Origin of the sequence: Povalibacter uvarum (assembly GCF_014202975.1) — a bacterium.
Lineage (GTDB): Bacteria > Pseudomonadota > Gammaproteobacteria > Steroidobacterales > Steroidobacteraceae > Steroidobacter > Steroidobacter uvarum.
Map to the genome: position 1 here is coordinate 577,050 of NZ_JACHHZ010000004.1, position 19,109 is coordinate 596,158.

A 19,109-nucleotide genomic window follows, 5' to 3' on the forward strand; every position below is an offset into this window, starting at 1 on the left:
TCCTTTGCTTCACCGGCGAATTCCTCCAGAATACGCGGCCTTTCCGCCGACGAACCTCCTCGAGAGACCCATTCAAGATGAATCTGCACGAATACCAGTCGAAACAACTGTTCGCGCGTTACGGCATCCCGGTGCCGAACGGGCAGGTCGCCTCCACGGGCGCGGAAGCTGCCGAGGCAGCCCGCAAGATCGGCGGCTCGAAATGGGTGGTGAAGGCGCAGGTTCATGCAGGCGGCCGAGGCAAGGCAGGCGGCGTGAAGCTCGTGGACTCCCCGGAAGCGGCCGCGGCAGCCGCCGAGGCGATGTTCGGCAAGCAGCTGGTCACGCACCAGACTGGACCAGAAGGTCTGCCGATCCACCAGGTCTTCGTGGAAGAAGGGTCGAAGATCGCCCGTGAGCTGTACCTGAGCCTGGTGCTGAATCGCGACAAGGGCCACATCGCATTCATTGCGTCGGCCGCTGGCGGCATGGACATCGAAGAAGTCGCTGCTCACACCCCGGAAAAGATCATTCGTGTGAACATTCATCCGGCGACCGGGCTGCAGCCCTCGCAGTGCCGCGTGCTCGCTTTCGGGCTCGGCCTGGAAGGCAAGCAGATCGATGAGTTCATTCACATCGCGCAGGCACTCTACAAGCTCTACCTCGACAAGGACGCGAGCCTCCTCGAAGTAAACCCGCTGATCGTCACCGGCGACGGCAAGCTCGTCGCGCTCGATGCCAAGATCGGCATCGAGGACAACGCGCTGTTCCGCCAGAAGGAGCTCGCAGCGTGGCGCGATGATTCGCAGGAAGATGCGATGGAACGCGCCGCTGCCCAGCACGAGCTGAACTACGTTTCTCTCGAGGGCGACATCGCGTGCATGGTGAACGGCGCCGGCCTCGCGATGGCGACGATGGACCTGGTGAAGCTGCACGGCGGCGCGCCGGCGAACTTCCTCGACGTCGGCGGCGGCGCGACACGCGAGCGTGTCACGGTCGCTTTCAAGCTGATTCTCTCGAACAAGAATGTGCGCGCGATTCTCGTGAACATCTTCGGCGGCATCGTCCGCTGCGACATGATCGCGGAAGGCATCATTCACGCGGTGAAGGACGTCGGCGTCAGCGTGCCGGTCGTGGTGCGCATCGAAGGCACCAACGCAGAGCAAGGTCGCAAGCTGCTGGCCGACAGCGGCCTCGCGATCATCGCCGCAGCTGATCTCACCGATGCCGCGAAGAAAGTCGTCGCGGCAGCGAAGAAGTGATCGGCGGTTCAATCATCTCTTCATCTGGCCAGATGCCAGTTTGCCAGTTGACCAGTTAGCCAAGGTTTTTAAATGTCCATCCTCATCGACAAGAACACCCGCGTGATCTGCCAGGGTTTCACGGGCAAGCAAGGTACGTTTCATTCCGAACAGTGTCTCGCCTACGGCACGAAGCTCGTCGGCGGCGTGACTCCCGGCCGCGGCGGCGAGAAGCACCTCGGCCTCCCGGTTTTCAACACCGTGCGCGAAGCGGTCAAGGAAACCGGCGCGACCGTCAGCATGATCTACGTGCCGGCGCCGTACGCAGCCGACGCAATCATCGAAGCTGCCGACGCGGGCATCGAGCTGATCGTCTGCATCACCGAAGGCATTCCCGTGAATGACATGGTGCGTGTGAAGGCTGCGCTCGCAAGCTACGGCAGCCTGCTGATCGGTCCGAACTGCCCGGGCGTGATCACGCCGGGAGAATGCAAGATCGGCATCATGCCCGGCTTCATTCACAAGCCCGGCAAGATCGGCATCGTGTCGCGCTCCGGCACGCTCACGTATGAAGCCGTGTTCCAGACCACGAACGCCGGCCTCGGCCAGAGCACCTGCGTCGGTATCGGCGGCGATCCGGTGCGTGGCATGAACTTCATCGACGTGCTCGCGCACTTCGAAGCGGATCCGAAGACCGAAGGCATCATCATGGTCGGCGAGATCGGCGGTGCGGACGAAGAGGCAGCCGCTGACTTCATTCGCAAGAACGTCACCAAGCCCGTCGTTGCCTACATCGCAGGCGTAACGGCGCCTGCCGGCAAGCGCATGGGCCACGCGGGCGCGATCGTGGCCGGCGGCAAGGGCACCGCGGCGGACAAGTTCAAGGCGCTCGAGCGCGCCGGCGTCCGCACGGTGAAGAGCCCGGCGGATCTCGGCAAGGCCATTGCCGAACTGCTCGCGAAGAAGGGCGGCAAGACGGCCGCCAAGTCGAAGGGCGGCGCGAAGGCCAAGTCGGCTCCGAAGCCTGCCAAGAAAGCTCCGGCGAAGAAGGCTCCAGCCAAAAAGGCCCCAGCCAAGAAGGCTCCAGCCAGCAAGGTCGCGGCAAAGAAGGCCCCGGCGAAGAAGCCGAAGCCGGTCGCCCGCAAGAAGTAAACCCGGGCGGGGTCTGATTACTCAGTCATTCCCGCGCAGGCGGGAATCCATCCGGATCAAGGCATGGATCCCCGCCTGTGCGGGGATGGCGGCAGACCCTCCTGAGGTTTTCTCCGGTATGAACCCGCGGGGCGTTCGGCAATAATCATCAACGCCCCCACCCCTGCAGCTCCCGATGCCTACCTCCACCCTCCGTATCGCCCTGGCGCAGCTCAACCTGTTCGTGGGCGATGTGAGCGGCAACACCCAGCGCGTGCTCGACGCGGCTGCGCGTGCGCGAGATGAGCTGAAGGCCGATCTGGTGCTGATGCCGGAGCTGAGCCTGTCGGGCTATCCGCCGGAAGATCTGCTGTTTCACACGGGCCTGCGCCGCCAGGTCGAGTCGGCGCTGAAGCGCGTCCGCGAAGAAACGCGCGGCATCGCCGCGATGGTGGGTTACCCCGAGTATGCGGACGGCGCGATCTACAACGCGGCTACAGTCGTGCGCGACGGCGCGCAGCTCGCGAACTACCGCAAGCAGGAGCTCCCGAACTACAAAGTCTTCGATGAGAAGCGGTATTTCAAACACGGCAACGCTGCACAGATCATCGAGCTGAACGGCATCCGTATCGGTCTGCTCATCTGCGAAGACATCTGGGAACCGCGTCCCGCCGTCGCGGCGAAAGCTGCCGGCGCCCAGTTGCTCGTCGTCATCAACGGGTCGCCTTATTCGCTTGGGTACCAGGACCGCCGCGAGTCTGTCGTGCGCGACCGCGTTCGCGACACGGCACTGCCCGTTGTCTATGTGAACCTGCTTGGCGGCCAGGACGAACTGGTGTTCGATGGCGGCTCGTTCGTCATGAACGCCGCGGGCCAAGTCGTACAGCGAGTCGCACCATTCGTGGAGAGGCTGACGCCGGTCGACATCGATCTGATCGACGGCAAGGCCGTGCCGCGCTCCGCGCACATCGAGCCGTCACTCAGCGAAGAGGCGAGCGTGTACGGTGCGCTGGTCCTTGGCGTCCGCGACTACGTCGAAAAGCATCGCTTCCCCGGCGTCGTCCTCGGCCTGTCGGGCGGCGTCGATTCAGCGCTCACGCTTGCGATTGCAGTCGATGCGCTCGGCGCCGATCGCGTGCACGTAGTGATGATGCCTTCCCGTTACACATCGCAGATGAGTCTCGACGACGCAGCGCTGCAGGCACGCACGCTCGGCGTCCGCTACGACGTCATCTCGATCGAAGGCATGTTCGAAGCCACGCTCGGCGCGTTGCAGGACGTATTCACCGGCCGCGAACCCGACACGACGGAAGAAAACATCCAGGCCCGCATCCGCGGCGTACTGCTGATGGCGATCTCGAACAAGACCGGCCGCATGCTCGTGACCACGGGCAACAAGAGCGAAATGGCCGTCGGCTACGCCACGCTGTACGGCGACATGAACGGCGGCTTCGCGCCGATCAAGGACTGCAGCAAGATGCTGGTCTATCGCCTCGCGAACTACCGCAACGCCATTTCCCCCGCGGACACGAAGGCGATCCCACAGCGTGTGATCGATCGTCCGCCCTCGGCCGAACTGCGCCCGGACCAGAAAGACTCCGACTCACTTCCTCCCTACGAAGTCCTCGACGCCATCCTCGAGCTCTTCATCGAAGACGACCTCTCCGTCGACGAAATCACCGCCCGCGGCTTCGACCGCGCAACGGTGGGACGAGTGCTGGATATGGTGAAGAGGAATGAGTACAAGCGGCGGCAGGCGCCGCCGGGGGTCAGAATCAGTGACCGCGCCTTCGGTCGGGATTGGCGCTATCCGATTACTTCGGGGTATCGGACGAGATAGCCAGCTAGCCGGCTAGCCACTAGCCACTAGCCGCTAGCCAGAGGGTCAGCGGATCTTCTCGATCAGAGCGCGAAGCGCGCGGCCAGACTGGGAAGCGAGATCTTCGATTTGCGCGGTGGCCACAGGGGCCATGTAGCCTAGTCGTGCTGCGAGGGAGACGTGGTATTCCAGCTCTCGGACTGAGCCGTAGGCGATCAGAAGCAGGCGGCGGAAATCTGCGCTCGAATGGCGGGCGGCGCCTTCCACAATGTTGGCTGCTGATGAAACCGCAGCCCGCCTGATCTGGCTCGTGAGCCCAAACTGTTCATGCGGCGGAAAAGATCCGGTGTGCTTGTACGCGAGCAATACCAGCCGATCCGTAAGCTGGAACACCTTGAGCCGTCGATGGTCACGCATAGGTTCCTCCATGAACCTCTCTCCCTTCTGGCTACCTGCTAGTGGCTAGCCGGCTAGCTGGCCTCCTTACCAGAACTTCCACCACTTCTCCTTCCCCACCTTCCCCACGCTGTCCGGCGACACGCCCGCGTAGTTCGTCTGGATCACCTTGTCCGTTTCGGCCGCCAGGTCGGCCATTCCCAGCCGCTTGTAGCTTTCGGACATGATCATCAGGGCGTGCTGCATCTGCGGGGCGCCGTCGTAGTTTTCGATCGTGTACTTGCTGCGGTTGATGGCGCCGACATAGGCGCCGCGCTTCAGGTAGTAGTCCGCGACGTACACCTCGTACGCGGCGAGGCGGTTGCGCAGGAAGATCATGCGCTGGCGGGAGTCCGGGGCGTATTCGCTGTTCGGGTAGCGTTCCACCAGCGTCTGGAAGGCCTGGAAGGATTTGCGGGCGTCGATCGGCGGGCGCATCGACAGGTCGGCGTTGAACCAGCGTTCCATGAAGTTCGGGTTGCGCTCGAACTGGGCGAGACCCTTGATGTAGTAGGCGTAGTCCACGCGCGGGTGGGCCGGATTTTCGCGGATGAACTGGTCGGCCTGGTCGATGGCGGACTCGGGCTCGGCGTTGCGGTAGTAGGCGTACATCAGGTCCAGCTGGCCCTGTTTGGCGGGGTTGCTGAACGGGAAGCGTGCTTCGAGCGCTTCGTAGTAGGCGATGGCGTCGCGATAGTTGCCGTTGTCCGAAGCCTTCCTGGCGGCTTCGTAGAGCTTGTCGGCGCTGCCGATGATCTCCTTGGCCTTGTTACCGCCGCAGGCGCCAAGGGCAAGAGCCACGACGGTGGTCAGAATCAGCAGGGGCGTGCGAAAATTACTGAGCATTTTGAAACCGATCCGAGTGTGCATTCAGCCCGGGAAAGGCGCGAGAGTATAGCCGCCAGACAGGGGCTGCTGGGTTGTCTCGGCTCCGGGCCGTGGCCTGGGCTCTCTGCGCCCCTGGGATTCTCCCTCTTTCGTGTCCAACGCCGTCCATAAAGTTCCTTCATGCCTGAACCGATCCGCCATTCCCTGACGATCCCCGATGACCATATCGGGCAAAGGCTGGACCAGGCGCTGGCCGAACTGCTGTCCGAGTACTCCCGCACCCGGATCAAGGACTGGATCGAGTCTGGCCAGATCCTGGTCAATGGCGGCCGGCTGAAGCCGAAGGACAAGGTCCTGGGCGGGGAGCGGATCGAGGTTTCGGCCGAGCTGCCGGACGTCATCGATGTCGCGCCCGAATCGATCGCCCTGGACATCGTTCATGAGGACAAGCATGTCCTGATCATCAACAAGCCGGCCGGGCTGGTCGTGCACCCGGGAGCCGGGAACGCGGCCGGGACACTCCAGAACGCGCTGCTGCACTTCGATGCCAGCCTGGCTCACCTGCCGCGAGGCGGCATCGTGCATCGGCTGGACAAGGACACCAGCGGCCTTCTCGTCATCGCCAGGACGCTCGAGGCCCATACCGAGCTCGTTCGTGCACTCGAAGTGCACGATGTCGAGCGCGAGTACGAGGCGGTCTGCGTGGGTGTGATGACGGCGGGCGGTACCGTGGATGCGCCGATCGGACGTCATCCTGTCGATCGTCTGAAGCAGGCCATTCGCGAGGACGGGCGCGAGTCCGTTACGCACTACCGCGTGATTCATCGCTATCGCGGACACACGCACGTGCGGCTCAATCTGGAAACCGGACGAACGCATCAGATCCGCGTGCACATGGCGCATATCAAGTATCCGCTCGTCGGTGACCGCGTGTACGGCGGCAGGTTGTTGTTGCCGAAGGGCGCGACGCCGGAGCTCGTCGAGGCGCTGCGCGGATTCGGTCGACAAGCGCTCCACGCCGCGCGGCTTGCGTTCGAGCATCCCGTGACGGGCAAACCGGTCGAAGCTGTCGCGCCGACACCGGCGGATATCAAATCCCTGCTGAAAGCGTTGGCGGATGATGCGACGTCCGCTGCTGCGTCGGCCCGTCCCACGCGGAGAAAGGGGCGATGACAAGCGCCGTCGCCCTGTGACCGCACCGCTCTTCATCGCGCCCGATTGGCCCGCGCCTGCCCACGTCCGCGCCGCCGCGACTCTACGTTCGGGGGGTGTGAGCGGGGACGAGTACGCGAGCCTCAATCTCGCGATGCACGTCGGCGACGACCCGGCCGCTGTGGCGGAGAACCGCCGCCGATTGCGCGAAGCGTTGGAGCTGACGGCTGAACCTGCGTGGCTCAACCAGGTGCACGGCATCAACGTCGTCGAGGCTCGCCAGCACAAAGAGCCGACCACCGCGGATGCTTCGGTCTCGACGCGACCGGATCAGGTTTGCGTCGTGATGACCGCCGACTGTCTGCCCGTCATCTTCTGCGACCGCGATGGAACGCGCGTCGGCGCGGCGCATGCAGGATGGCGCGGACTGGTGGGTGGAGTCCTGGAGGAAACGATCAAGGCGCTGGGCGTTCCCCCCGATCGACTGCTGGCATGGCTCGGTCCGGCGATCGAGCAGCCGGCGTTCGAAGTCGGATCCGAAGTCCGCGAGCAGTTCGTTGCACGCGATCCGGCGAATGCAGCGGCGTTCGAGGCGAATGCACGGGAACGCTGGCAGGCGGATCTCTACGCGCTTGCCAGGCAGGAGTTGTCGCGCCTCGGGGTCACCGATGTCCATGGCGGCGGATTCCGTGTCTTCGCCGACGAGGAACGATTCTTCTCGTACCGCCGATCATCGAAAACGGGTCGCATGGCGACGCTGGTCTGGCTGACGCGCTGAAGCGGAGCCACTTGACGCCCGTGCTAGGCTTTCAGACGAAATACCAACGAACCGATGCGGCCAGGGCGTTTGCACGCACTGTCATCCCCGCGCAGGCGGGGATCCATCTTGCCAAAGGCATGGATTCCCGCCTGCGCGGGAATGACGAGCGACGGTGCAAGGTGCTCTCAACGGCTAGTCGCTAGCAGCTCTCCTCCTCATGACCCTTCTTGCCTGGATCATTCTCTTCACCGCTCTGGGCGGTGCGCTGAGCGCGATTGCCGCGTCCGCCTTTCTGCTGGCGCCGGCGTCGATGCGCGTGCGCGTATTGCCGCACCTCGTGAGCTTCGCAACCGGCGCGTTGCTCGGAGCGGCGCTGCTCGGCTTGCTCCCACATGCGATCGAAGGCGTCGGTATCGAATCGATTCACGGGATCGGCATCGCGCTGCTGGCCGGGCTGCTGCTTTTCTTCGTGCTCGAGAAGCTCGTGCTCTGGCGTCACTGCCACCAGGAAGTGTGCGAAGGGCATGTGCCTCACGTGCCTCATCACGATCATGGCCACGGCGGCCACGCTCACGATCATGGGAAGGCCCGCGACGCCGCTTCCGCCTCGCTCATCCTGATCGGCGACGGCTTCCACAACGTACTCGATGGCGTGCTCATCGCCGCGGCGTTCATGACGGACGTCCATCTCGGCATCGTCACCGCCATCGCCGTCATGACCCACGAGATTCCTCAGGAAGTCGGCGACCTCGCAATCCTCCTGCAGGGAGGCATGTCGCGCGCGAAAGCGTTCACCCTCAACACCATCACCAGCATTACGTCCGTCATCGGCGGCATCGCCGCCTACTTCTTCCTTGCCGAGGCCCAGTACGTCCTGCCCTACGCCCTCGCGATCGCCGCCTCCAGCTTCCTCTACATCGCCGTCGCCGACCTGATCCCGGGCCTGCACCGCCGCGTCGATCCTGGCTCGGGGGTGAAACAGTTCGTGTTCATCATGCTGGGAGTGGCGGTGATTTTTGTGAGTCATAGCCTCGCGCACTGAGCAGCGACGAGCGGCGAGCGACGAGCTGGTAGCCAGAGGGGCGAAGAATTTTCCTTGTGGATCAGTGCGGATGTTGAATTCGCGCTGCCGCGCCCAAGATCTGAGCCCGTGCCCTCCGGCTCGTAGCTCACGGCTCGCTGCTTCCTAGCTTCTTCGGTGCTTCCCATGCGCATGGACAAACTCACCAGCAAATTCCAGCTCGCTCTGGCTGACGCGCAGTCGCTCGCGGTCGGGCGCGATCACCAGTACATCGAACCGGCACACGTCATGACGGCCCTGCTGGACCAGCAGGGTGGGTCGGTGCGGCACCTGCTCGACAAGGCCGGGACGAATGTGAACCTGTTGCGGTCGCATCTCGGGCAACTGCTCGATCGCATGCCGAAAGTCGAGGGGACCGGCGGCGAGGTTCATATCTCCAATGAGCTGAACAAGGTCCTCAATCTCACCGACAAGCTCGCGCAGAAGCGCGGCGACCAGTACATCTCGAGCGAGCTCTTCGTGCTCGCCGCTTTGGAAGACAAGGGTCAGCTCGGGGCACTGCTGCGCGATTGCGGCGCGGTGAAGGGCGCTATCGAGAAGGCCATCGATGAAGTGCGCGGCGGCGAGAAGATCGACGATCCGAACGCCGAGGAGAACCGTCAGGCGCTGGAGAAATTCACGGTCGATCTGACCGAGCGCGCCGAGCAGGGCAAGCTCGATCCGGTCATCGGCCGTGACGATGAAATCCGTCGCACGATCCAGGTTCTGCAGCGCCGGACCAAGAACAATCCCGTGCTCATCGGCGAACCTGGCGTGGGCAAGACCGCCATCGTGGAGGGTCTCGCGCAGCGCATCGTGAACGGCGAGGTGCCCGAGGGTCTTCGCGGCAAGCGCATTCTCGCGCTCGACATGGGCGCGCTCATCGCCGGCGCGAAGTATCGCGGTGAGTTCGAGGAGCGCCTGAAGGGCGTGCTCAACGATCTCGCGAAACAGGAAGGCCAGGTCATCCTGTTCATCGACGAGCTGCACACGATGGTCGGCGCCGGCAAAGCCGATGGCGCAATGGATGCCGGCAACATGCTCAAGCCCGCGCTCGCTCGCGGCGAGCTGCATTGTGTCGGAGCGACCACGCTCGACGAATATCGCAAGTACATCGAGAAGGACGCTGCGCTCGAGCGCCGCTTCCAGAAGGTGTTCGTGGGCGAGCCGTCAGTCGAAGACACGATCGCGATTCTGCGTGGTCTCAAGGAGCGCTACGAAGTTCACCACGGCGTCCAGATCACCGATCCGGCGATCGTCGCGGCCGCAACGCTCTCCAATCGCTACATCACGGATCGGCAGTTGCCGGACAAGGCGATCGACCTGATCGACGAAGCCGCATCGCGCATCCGCATGGAGATCGACTCCAAGCCCGAGTCGATGGATCGTCTCGAGCGCCGCATCATCCAGCTCAAGATCGAGCGCGAAGCGCTGAAGAAGGAATCGGACGAAGCCTCGCGCAAGCGGCTCGGCATCCTTCAGGACCAGCTCAAGGCGCTGGAAAAGGAATACGCCGATCTCGAAGAGATCTGGAAGGCGGAGAAGGCCTCCGTGCAGAACTCCGCGCAGATCAAGGAAGAGCTCGAGCGTGCCCGCATGGAGCTCGAGACCGCGCGTCGCGCGCAGGATCTCGGCCGCATGTCGGAGCTTCAGTACGGCAAGATTCCTGAGCTCGAGCGCCGCCTTGCCCAGGCCACCGAAGCCGAGCAGCAGGACACCAAGCTTCTGCGCAACAAGGTGACGGACGAGGAAGTGGCGGAAGTCGTTTCCAAGTGGACCGGCATCCCGATCTCCAAGATGCTCGAGGGCGAGAAAGAGAAGCTGCTGCGCATGGAAGAGGCGCTCGGCAAGCGCGTCGTTGGCCAGGCGGAAGCGGTCAAGGCCGTGTCCGATGCGATTCGGCGTTCGCGCGCGGGCCTGTCGGATCCGAGTCGTCCGAACGGTTCGTTCCTGTTCCTCGGCCCCACGGGCGTCGGCAAGACCGAGCTGTGCAAGGCGCTCGCGGAATTCCTCTTCGATACCGAAGAGGCGATGGTCCGCATCGACATGTCCGAATTCATGGAAAAGCATTCGGTTGCGCGTCTCATCGGTGCGCCTCCGGGCTACGTCGGCTACGAAGAGGGTGGTTACCTGACGGAGGCCGTGCGCCGCCGTCCGTACTCCGTGCTGTTGCTCGACGAGGTGGAGAAAGCGCATCCGGATGTCTTCAACGTCCTGTTGCAGGTCCTCGATGACGGGCGCCTGACCGACGGCCAGGGCCGCACGGTCGACTTCCGCAACACCGTGATCATCATGACGTCGAACCTCGGCTCGCATGTGATCCAGGAACTGTCGGGCGAAGCGAACTACTCGAAGATGAAGACCGCGGTCATGGAGATCGTCGGCCAGCATTTCCGGCCGGAGTTCATCAACCGCGTCGACGACATCGTCGTCTTCCACCCGCTGGGCAAGGACCAGCTGCGCTCGATCGTCGATATCCAGCTCGGCTACCTGCGCAAGCGCCTGGCCGATCGCGATATCGAACTGAACCTCGACACGGCCGCCATGGACCTGCTGGGCGAAGCCGGCTTCGATCCGGTCTACGGCGCTCGACCGCTCAAGAGAGCGATCCAGCAGCAGGTGGAGAATCCGCTGGCGCAGAGAATCCTGAGAGGCGAGTTTGGGCCCGGCGCGAAGATTGCGGTGAAAGGGACGGATGGGGGGCTGGAGTTTGGGAGAGCCAGCTAGCCACTAGCCGTTAGCCAGAGAGAGGTCTTCTGATTCTGGCTACCGGCTAGGTGGCTAGCCGGCTAGCAGGCTCTCCTCATAGAATCTCCCGTCGTTAACGAGACCCCACGAATGCCCTTCTACGAATACGAATGCAGCAACTGCAAGTTCTACGTCGAAGTCTTGCAGAAAATTTCCGATGAGCCGCTGAAGAAGTGCCCGAGCTGCAAGAAGCAGGCGCTCAAGAAGCTCGTTTCCGCGCCGGTGTTTCGCCTGAAGGGCGGCGGCTGGTACGAGACCGACTTCAAGTCGGAGCAGGAAGGCAAACGCAACCTGGTGGGCGAGGACAAGGAGCCCGAAACCAAGCCGGACGATGCCAAGAAGGACAAGGCTGAAGCCAAGCCGGCGAAGCCCGAATCCAAGCCGGAAGCCCGGTCAGAAGGCAAGGGCGGGAAGAAGGCTGCAGCCAAAGCGCCCGCCAAGTCCAAGGCGAAAGCCAAGCCAAAAGCGAAGGCGAAGCCGGCGAAGAAGGGCAAGAAGCGCTGATTCGTCACTCCCGCGAAAGCGGGAGTCCATCTTCCCTCCGGATGGGTCCCCGCTTTCCGGGGATGACCGGAGTACCTATCGTCCCTCCGGTCAACTAGCACGCCGTTCGCGCCCGGCTCTATCATCGCCCCCGCATGGGCGAAATCACGCAGCTCCTGGATCGAGCTCGTCACGGTGATCCGGCGGCGCGCGAGCGCTTTTTCGCCAGCGTCTACGCGGAGCTCGATCAGCTGGCACGCCGCAAGATCGGCCGGCCTGGCCGATTCACGATGCTCGATGCGCCGGGCCTGGTGCACGAGGTCTACCTTCGCATCGCCCAGCAATCAGACCTGCCGGGCAACGACCGCCGGTCTTTTCTCGCCTACGCTTCACGGGTCATGCGCAGCGTCATCATCGACTACGTTCGTTCGCGCCGTGCCGAGCGACACGGTGGTGACTGCGATCTCGTGACGCTCAATACGGGTATCGCAGGCCAGAGCTTCCAGGAGCCCGATCTCCTTGCGCTGGGTGATGCGATGGAATCGCTGCAGCGAGTCGACGAGCGCGCGCACTGGGTCGTCGAGATGCGCTACTTCGGCGGCATGGAGATCGAGGAGATCGCGGAATTTCTCTCCATCTCGCCGGCCACAGTGAAGCGCGACTGGCAGAAGGCGAGGGCATTCCTGCTGCAGGCAATCCAGCCGAATCTGGACCTTGCCTGATGAGCGCCTCTTCGCCGGCGCCTGACAGTGTTCGTCAGCGACCGGCGACGCGGCTGTGGGTGCAGGCACTCGCACACCTCGACGAACTGCTGCAGCAGCAGCCCGAACAGCGAGAGAGATCGCTCACCGACATCGCGCAGTCGCAACCGCATCTGCATTCGATGCTGGTGTCGCTGCTGGCGGCCGAAGCACAAGCGGAAAGCGCCGGCTTCCTCGAGCCTGCTCCGCGCATGGCGGCGGCGTTGCAGTCCGGCGCACAGCTGGGGCCCTATCGGGTTGAATCGCAGATTGGCGCGGGCGGCATGGGCGAAGTGTGGCTCGCCCGGCGCGACGACGGCCTCTACCAGGGCGAAGTCGCGATCAAGACGCTGCATCCGTACTACGGGGGCGGCGCGTTGCGCGAACGATTCCTGCGCGAAGCGCAGATCCTCAGCCGCCTCACTCATCCGAACATTGCACGCCTGCTCGATGCGGGGGTCGCCGGCGACGGCAGTGTGTATCTCGTGCTCGAGTATGTTCGGGGCGTCAGCATCGAAACGTGGTGTGACCAGCGCAAGCTCGGCGTCGATGCGCGGCTCGAGCTTTTCCTGGAGGTGTGCGCAGCGGTTGCGCAGGCGCATGCCAGCCTCGTCGTGCATCGGGACATCAAGCCGTCGAACATCCTCGTCACCGATGACGGGCAGGTGAAGCTGCTCGATTTCGGCGTTGCCAAGCTCACTCAAACCGATCCGCCCGCGGAGCGTTCCGATCTGACGCGCATGACGGGACGCATCTTCACGCCGGAGTACGCAGCACCAGAGCAGATCCTCGATCAGCCGATCACGACTGCGACGGATGTGTACTCGCTCGGTGTGCTTTTGAATGTGTTGCTCACGGGTACGCGGCCGTATGGGAACGCGAACAACAACGTTGAGATCGAACGCGCGGTTGTTCAGGACGAGCCGGTGCGGATGAGTCGTGCAATCGCCGGCGCTTCGGATCCGCGGCGAATCGCGGAGGCCCGATCCACTACGCCGGCCCGATTGCAGCGCGCATTGACCGGCGATCTCGACAACATCGTCTCGCATGCACTGCGCAAAGCACCGGCTGAGCGCTATCCCACCGTGCTTGGCCTCGCGGACGATGTGGGAAGGCATCTGCAGCACCAGCCGATTCTCGCGCGCGCCGAAAGCCTGGCAGCCCGTTCACGCAAGTTCGTGCGGCGGCATCGGGTGGGCGTGGCTGCCTCAGTGTTTGTCGCACTTGCAGTCGGCGTCGGCATCGCGGGCGTGGTGTGGCAGGCGCAAGTCGCACGAACGGAAGCACGCAAGGCCGGAGCGATTCGCGACTTCCTGGTCGGAATCTTCGAACGCAACAGCGTTGCGCATCCTGACGGCGCCAAGGCACGCCAGACGACAGCAGCGGAATTGCTGGCGCAGTCGGCGCAGCAGATCCGGACCGATCTGCGCGAAGCACCGGAGGTCCGGCAGGAACTGCTCGGCGTCATGGCGCGGCTCTATTCGACGATGGACATGCAGAAGGATGCGCTGCCGTTGCTCCAGGACCGCCTTGCTTCGCAACGGACGGCGCTCGGCAACGACGATGTCGCCGTCGCCCGCACGCTGTCCGATGTGGCTTTCAGCCAGGTGCAGATCGGGGACTACGAAGGCGCACAGCGCAGCGCGAACGAAGCGATCGAAGTCTTTCATGCACGCAACGCCGAGTCAGCGCTCGAGTACGCGCTTGCGCACGGCACGTTGGCGCAGGTCTCGTACAGGCTGGGAACCGGCCAGGACGGCACTATGCGCCGTCACTATCAGAAGGCGGCCGATCTCTTCGCGCAGTATCACCCTGCCCACAAATGGCGGATCGAAATGCTGCTGGGACTCTCCCGGGCCGCCAATCTCGATCAGGATCGCGAGAAGGGCCTGGTCTATGCCGAGGAAGCGATCGCGCTGATCGAATCGCAAGCGGTCGATGCCGATGGCATCGTGCGCGGCTCGGCGTACCAGACGGCCGGCAATGCGCTGAACTGGCTTGGGCGCAATGGCGAAGCCGAAGTCCTGATGAAACGGGCGATCACCGAATACGATCACGCCGGCGGGCCCGAGCATCCCTTCGCGATCGAGGGCAGGCGTGAGCTCGGAGCGTTCTACGGCTGGATGGGCCGGCGCGAGGAAGCGAAAGAGCTTCTTGCCGCGGCAGTGACGGCTCAGGAACGTGCCAAGGGGATCGACGATCCTGAATTGACGGCGCCGCTGCGCATCGAGCTGGGTCGTGTGCTTCTGCTGCGCGGCGAATACGCAGCCGCCGAGCCTCAGTTGCTCAAGGCGGTCGAAGCCTGGCGGCGCAGCGGCACGCCGACGGTGGGAATCACGATGAATCTCGCGCGGATGTACATGGAGCAGGGCCGTTTCACGGAGGCTGCGCAGATGCTCGCCGGAGCGGATTCCGCCGCCGAGAAAGCCTTCGGCAAAGGCTCGTGGATGCATGCGACGGCACTCAACCGAATAGGCGGGCTGCATCTTGCGCGAGGAGAGACCCGCGAGGCCGAGGCCTATTTCCAGCGCACCCGGGCGGATGCGCAGGATCCGCCGGGAGAGTTGGGTGCCAATCGAGCCTATGCTGAATTGTCGCTGCTGCGGCTCTCGGCGATGCAGCGCGATTCCGCAACGGCAGAACAGGCGCTGGCGCTGCTCTCGCAGATCGAATCCTCTTCCGCGCGCGGTGACATGCCCGACGAGGAGGTCACCGCACACATGCTCAGCGGGATCGGGCTCATGCGCCAGGGCAAACTGCTTGAGGCTGAGACCCATCTGAAGCAAGCCGTGACGATGCGCGAGCGCATGGATGCCCCGGAAAGTCTGTGGCTCGCAGAGGCGCGCCTCTACCTCGCGCAGCAGCAGTACCTCGCAGGGAATCGCGACGTCGCGCGCGGACTCGTCGATCGCGCGGCGGAGGCGCACCAGACGCAGGCGCACCTTGGCCCTCAGCACCGAGAGCTGATGAAGGAAACGCGACGGATCGTTTCGTTCTGATGGAGCGATGAGCCGTCCCGTCCCCGGATTCCGTCCTGACAGGCAGAGGGGCGGTGCGGGGTTCAAAAGGCAGGGTGGGTGACCCTGCCGCCGCGGGATACGCCTCTCTTAATCTGAGAGGCGCCGTCATGACCAAGCTCATTGCAGCAGCGTTCGCTGCTGTCGGGATTCTTGCAGCGACCACGGCCGGGGCGGGGCAGAAGCCGCCTGATATTGCAGGGGCCAATCCACAGCTACCGTTCCTTGCCAATGCGGGCCAGCTGGATCCGCGCGTGGCGTTCTACGCCCGAACGTTCGCTGGAACTGTTTTCGCTACCCATGCCGGTGAGATCGTGTACTCGCTGCCGGCGCGCAATGGCGGCTGGGTGTTGAACGAGTCGTTCGTGGGCGGTGATGCGAAGCCATCCGCTGGGCCGCGTTCCGCCACCCGCGTCAGTGTGCTCGCTCCGGAGCGAGCGGCAGCGGACGTTGCAGCCGTCGACAGTGTTCGCTTTGGAGAAGTGTGGCCCGGTGTCGAAGTCGAGGTTCACGCGCGCGGCAGCAACATCGAAAAGATCTTCACGCTGGCCCCCGGTGCTCATGATGACGCCATTGATATGGCGATCGACGGTGCAACGTTGAGCATCGCGCGCGATGGCTCGCTCGTCGCGGCGACGGGCGAAGGACCGGTCAGCTTCGCCGCGCCGATTGCGTTCCAGGAAGGCGTTACTGGTCGCGAGCCGGTCGTCGTGCGTTATCGGCTCGACGGCAATCGCTACGGTTTCGAACTCGGTGCCTACGATCGCACGCGGCCTGTCGTCATCGACCCGATCATCCAGTCGACCTACATCGGCGGTTCCGGCACGACCTTCCTGCAGGAAGGTCCGCGCGATATTGCTGTGCATCCGACGAACGGCGACGTCTATGTCGTCGGCGCCACTGATTCGCCCGATCTTCCGGGTGTGTCGGGAGGCGCGGTGCCGGCGCTGTCCGGCAACAGCAGCGGCTTCATCGCGCGCTTCAATGCGGATCTCACGACGCTGTATCAGGCGACGTTCTTCGGCGGGCAGGCCGACGAATGGGTGAGCTCGATCGCCGTGACGGCCAGTGACGTGTACGTCAGCGGCTACACCGCTGCACCGACACTGCCTGCGGGAACGACGGCGGGCGCGCAGCCGACCGATCCGAATCCAGGAGCCGACTTCAACGGCTTCATCGCACGCCTGCCGCTTTCGCTCACCAGCATCACCGCGTCCACGTTCCTGGGCGGCGCGACGAACAACCTCACGCAGATCTATGAATCGATGCTGCATCCGAACGGCGATCTCTATGTATGCGGCCGGACGTCGTCCGGGTCGTTGCCGAACACGGCGGGTGGATTCGATGCGGCCAACACTCCGGGTGACCGCACGGCGTTCGTGACGCGCGTTGCGCCCGACCTGACGTCGTTCACGCAGACGACCTACTTTTCAGATGGTGGCTTCACCGGTGGCACGCAATGCAACGCGATGGTGGCGCTGGCGGGCTCCACTGATATCGTCATCGGCGGTACGACTGAATTCGGTTCTTTTCCGCCGCCCAACACGGCGGGCGGGCTGACCACGACGACGACGGGATCGTGGCTCGGGCGCCTCAATGAAGCACTGACGCAGAATCCGCAATCGACCTGGCTCACCGGTGTCGCAGCCGGTACGGGAACACCGAACGTCTACGGACTGCGGGTGCATCCGACCAGCGGTGACCTCTATGTCGTCACGGAAGGGCGCACAGATTCGCCGCAGCCCGCCAATGCTACGGTCGGTGGCGGACAGGTTACGTGCACCGGCACCTTCACCTGCCTGCTCGTGCTGCGACTGAATCCTTCGCTCACGTCACTGGTCGCGGGAACGTTCTACGGCAATCCCGCGAGCTCCATCGTTCCGCGTGCATACGATCATCTTGCGATCGATCCGGCGAGCGGCGATGTGTTCATCGCATCCGATGGCGCGAGCAACCTGCCGAACACGGCCGGCGGCATTCAACCGGCGCCGATCAATACCGGCGGAACGCCGGGGATGGCCGTGCGCATTCGCGGCGACCTCGGCCAGATCGTGCAGGCGACGTATCTGAGTGCCGCGGACACGAGCGGCACATCGCCGTATGCGGTGCTCGTGCATCCTTCTGTCGGCCAACTCTACGTTGCGGGCTACACCGGTCCCGGCTTTCCACAGACTTCAGGTGGAGCGCAGCCCGCGATCGGCAATGCCAACGGCGATGGCTTCGTTTCGAGGATGACGCTCGATCTCCTCGGTTCATCGAGCCCCGGCGTCCTGCAGGTTTCTCCTGCGACTTATACGGTCGATGAAGGCAACACGGTCGTGCAGGTCACTGTCACAAGGACAGGTGGAACCGACGGCGCGGCATCGGTGAGCTACGCCACGAGCAATGCAACGGCGACCGCGGGTTCAGACTACACAACCACCAGCGGTACGTTGAACTGGGCTTCTGGCGACGGCGCTGCGAAAACCATCAGCATTCCCGTGCTGGAAGACACGACAGTCGAGAACGCCGAGACGATCACTGTGACGCTGTCGAACGCGACGGGAGCGACGCTCGGCACGCCCGCTGCGGCGACGATCACGATCAACGACGATGACGTCGCGCAAGCCGGTGTCGTGCAGTTCGGTGCGGCCAGCTACAGCGTGAATGAGAATGGCGGGTCCGTCACCCTCACCCTGACGCGCACGAACGGTGCTGACGGCGCCATCAGCGTGAGCGTCGCAAGCGGTGGCGGATCCGCCTCTGCCGGCGCGGACTACACGGCGCTGGCGCAGACGATCAACTGGGCCGCGGGTGACGCAGCCAACAAGACGGTCGTGCTCACAGTCGCCAACGACACTGCGGATGAAGTCGATGAGACCGTCACGGTGACGCTGTCGAATCCGACAGGCGGCGCTACGCTCGGTGCAACAGCATCGGCGACCGTGACGATTGTTGACGATGACGTGACGGTGACACCGCCGCCGACTTCGAATACTCAGACGCGCGGCTCCTACGGCGGTGGCGGATTCGAGTGGTGTTCGCTGCTGGTGCTCGCTGCTCTGGTCCTGCGACGACGACTGTGGATGCTTGCCGGGGGTCTGGTCGCGAGCATGTCGATTGCAAACGCTGCTGAGCCAGTGGAGGGCATTTATGTCGGCGTGCGTGGCGGGATCTCGCAGTCGACGCTCGATTCCGGCGACATCGCGCGGCGGCTGGCGGATGCGGGATTCGACATGGACGTCTCCAGTGACGATAGCGACAGCACCTGGGGTCTCTTCGGCGGCTATCGCTGGGCGAATGGCCTCGGCATCGAAGCGAGTTTCCTGGATCTGGGTGAGTTCGATGTGGCGATGCAAGGGGAGACCAGCGACCCGGACGGATTCCTTCCGGTCGCGGCGGGTACGCTCGGGGACGCGGGCTATGCGGGTGCGCTCACGCTGGGTTGGCAGTGGACCGTCACGGATTCGTTCGCCGTGACGCCGCGGATCGGGCTCTATCACTGGGAATCGGAGAGCGAGCTGAGTAACGGCAGCGAACAAGTCAGGGTCGAGGACAGCGGGACCGAGATCACGGGCGGTCTTGGGCTGTCGTGGCGCCTCAACCCGAGTTGGGCGATCGGGCTGCAGTGGGAGGTGTATGACGCCGGCGACCACCATGATCTGCGGACATGGACGGCGTCGCTGGAGTACGCGTTCGGCGGTAGATAGCGACTCCCGTTGTGGGTCTGGCTTCAG

Annotated in this window: 12 protein-coding genes and 1 pseudogene; 11 read left to right on the forward strand and 2 right to left on the reverse strand. The window is 63.9% G+C overall.

Features of this window, described 5'->3' with window-relative positions; genetic code table 11:
• Positions 1 to 77 precede the first annotated feature (77 nt).
• The 3 genes and pseudogenes from sucC (at position 78) to HNQ60_RS18880 (ending at position 4,191) form a co-directional block, all read left to right on the forward strand.
• A complete protein-coding gene (gene sucC / locus HNQ60_RS18870; protein WP_184334314.1) occupies positions 78 to 1,241 on the forward strand; it encodes an ADP-forming succinate--CoA ligase subunit beta in 1,164 nt (387 codons plus the stop codon).
• 72 nt (positions 1,242 to 1,313) lie between these two features.
• Positions 1,314 to 2,177 (forward strand): annotated as a pseudogene (sucD, locus tag HNQ60_RS18875) (succinate--CoA ligase subunit alpha); the annotation flags it as partial.
• 370 nt (positions 2,178 to 2,547) lie between these two features.
• Positions 2,548 to 4,191 carry an NAD+ synthase gene (locus HNQ60_RS18880; protein ID WP_184334316.1) on the forward strand — a complete coding sequence of 548 codons (1,644 nt, stop codon included), beginning with the start codon at positions 2,548 to 2,550 and terminating at the stop codon, positions 4,189 to 4,191.
• Between the two features lie 45 nt (positions 4,192 to 4,236).
• Here the strand turns inward: HNQ60_RS18880 and HNQ60_RS18885 are convergent, their stop codons facing one another.
• Positions 4,237 to 4,587: a four helix bundle protein gene (locus tag HNQ60_RS18885; RefSeq protein WP_184334317.1), complete on the reverse strand. Its 351-nt coding sequence runs from the start codon at positions 4,585 to 4,587 to the stop codon at positions 4,237 to 4,239.
• 66 nt (positions 4,588 to 4,653) lie between these two features.
• Complete coding sequence (locus HNQ60_RS18890) at positions 4,654 to 5,451, reverse strand: outer membrane protein assembly factor BamD (protein WP_184334318.1); 798 nt, start codon at positions 5,449 to 5,451, stop codon at positions 4,654 to 4,656.
• A gap of 162 nt (positions 5,452 to 5,613) precedes the next feature.
• Here HNQ60_RS18890 and rluD point away from each other — a divergent pair, with 162 nt between their 5' ends.
• From rluD to HNQ60_RS18930, 8 genes are all read left to right on the forward strand, one after another.
• A complete protein-coding gene (gene rluD / locus HNQ60_RS18895; RefSeq protein WP_184334319.1) occupies positions 5,614 to 6,606 on the forward strand; it encodes a 23S rRNA pseudouridine(1911/1915/1917) synthase RluD in 993 nt (330 codons plus the stop codon).
• 16 nt (positions 6,607 to 6,622) lie between these two features.
• Positions 6,623 to 7,363 carry a peptidoglycan editing factor PgeF gene (gene pgeF / locus HNQ60_RS18900; protein ID WP_407676454.1) on the forward strand — a complete coding sequence of 247 codons (741 nt, stop codon included), beginning with the start codon at positions 6,623 to 6,625 and terminating at the stop codon, positions 7,361 to 7,363.
• A 199-nt stretch (positions 7,364 to 7,562) separates the two neighbouring features.
• Positions 7,563 to 8,387 carry a ZIP family metal transporter gene (locus tag HNQ60_RS18905; RefSeq protein WP_184334320.1) on the forward strand — a complete coding sequence of 275 codons (825 nt, stop codon included), beginning with the start codon at positions 7,563 to 7,565 and terminating at the stop codon, positions 8,385 to 8,387.
• Positions 8,388 to 8,552: 165 nt separating this feature from the next.
• Positions 8,553 to 11,132, forward strand: a complete 2,580-nt coding sequence (gene clpB / locus HNQ60_RS18910; RefSeq protein WP_184334321.1) for an ATP-dependent chaperone ClpB — start codon at positions 8,553 to 8,555, stop codon at positions 11,130 to 11,132.
• Positions 11,133 to 11,243: 111 nt separating this feature from the next.
• Positions 11,244 to 11,657 (forward strand): FmdB family zinc ribbon protein, encoded by a 414-nt coding sequence (locus HNQ60_RS18915; RefSeq protein WP_184334322.1) that lies wholly within the window; start codon positions 11,244 to 11,246, stop codon positions 11,655 to 11,657.
• Positions 11,658 to 11,791: 134 nt separating this feature from the next.
• Positions 11,792 to 12,358, forward strand: a complete 567-nt coding sequence (locus tag HNQ60_RS18920) for an ECF-type sigma factor (RefSeq protein ID WP_184334323.1) — start codon at positions 11,792 to 11,794, stop codon at positions 12,356 to 12,358.
• Positions 12,358 to 15,375, forward strand: coding sequence for a serine/threonine-protein kinase (locus HNQ60_RS18925; RefSeq protein WP_184334324.1), 3,018 nt, complete (start codon positions 12,358 to 12,360; stop codon positions 15,373 to 15,375). The genes HNQ60_RS18920 and HNQ60_RS18925 overlap by 1 nt, the downstream gene beginning before the upstream one ends.
• Positions 15,376 to 15,503: 128 nt before the next feature.
• Complete coding sequence (locus HNQ60_RS18930; RefSeq protein WP_184334325.1) at positions 15,504 to 19,082, forward strand: Calx-beta domain-containing protein; 3,579 nt, start codon at positions 15,504 to 15,506, stop codon at positions 19,080 to 19,082.
• The last annotated feature ends 27 nt before the right edge of the window (positions 19,083 to 19,109 follow it).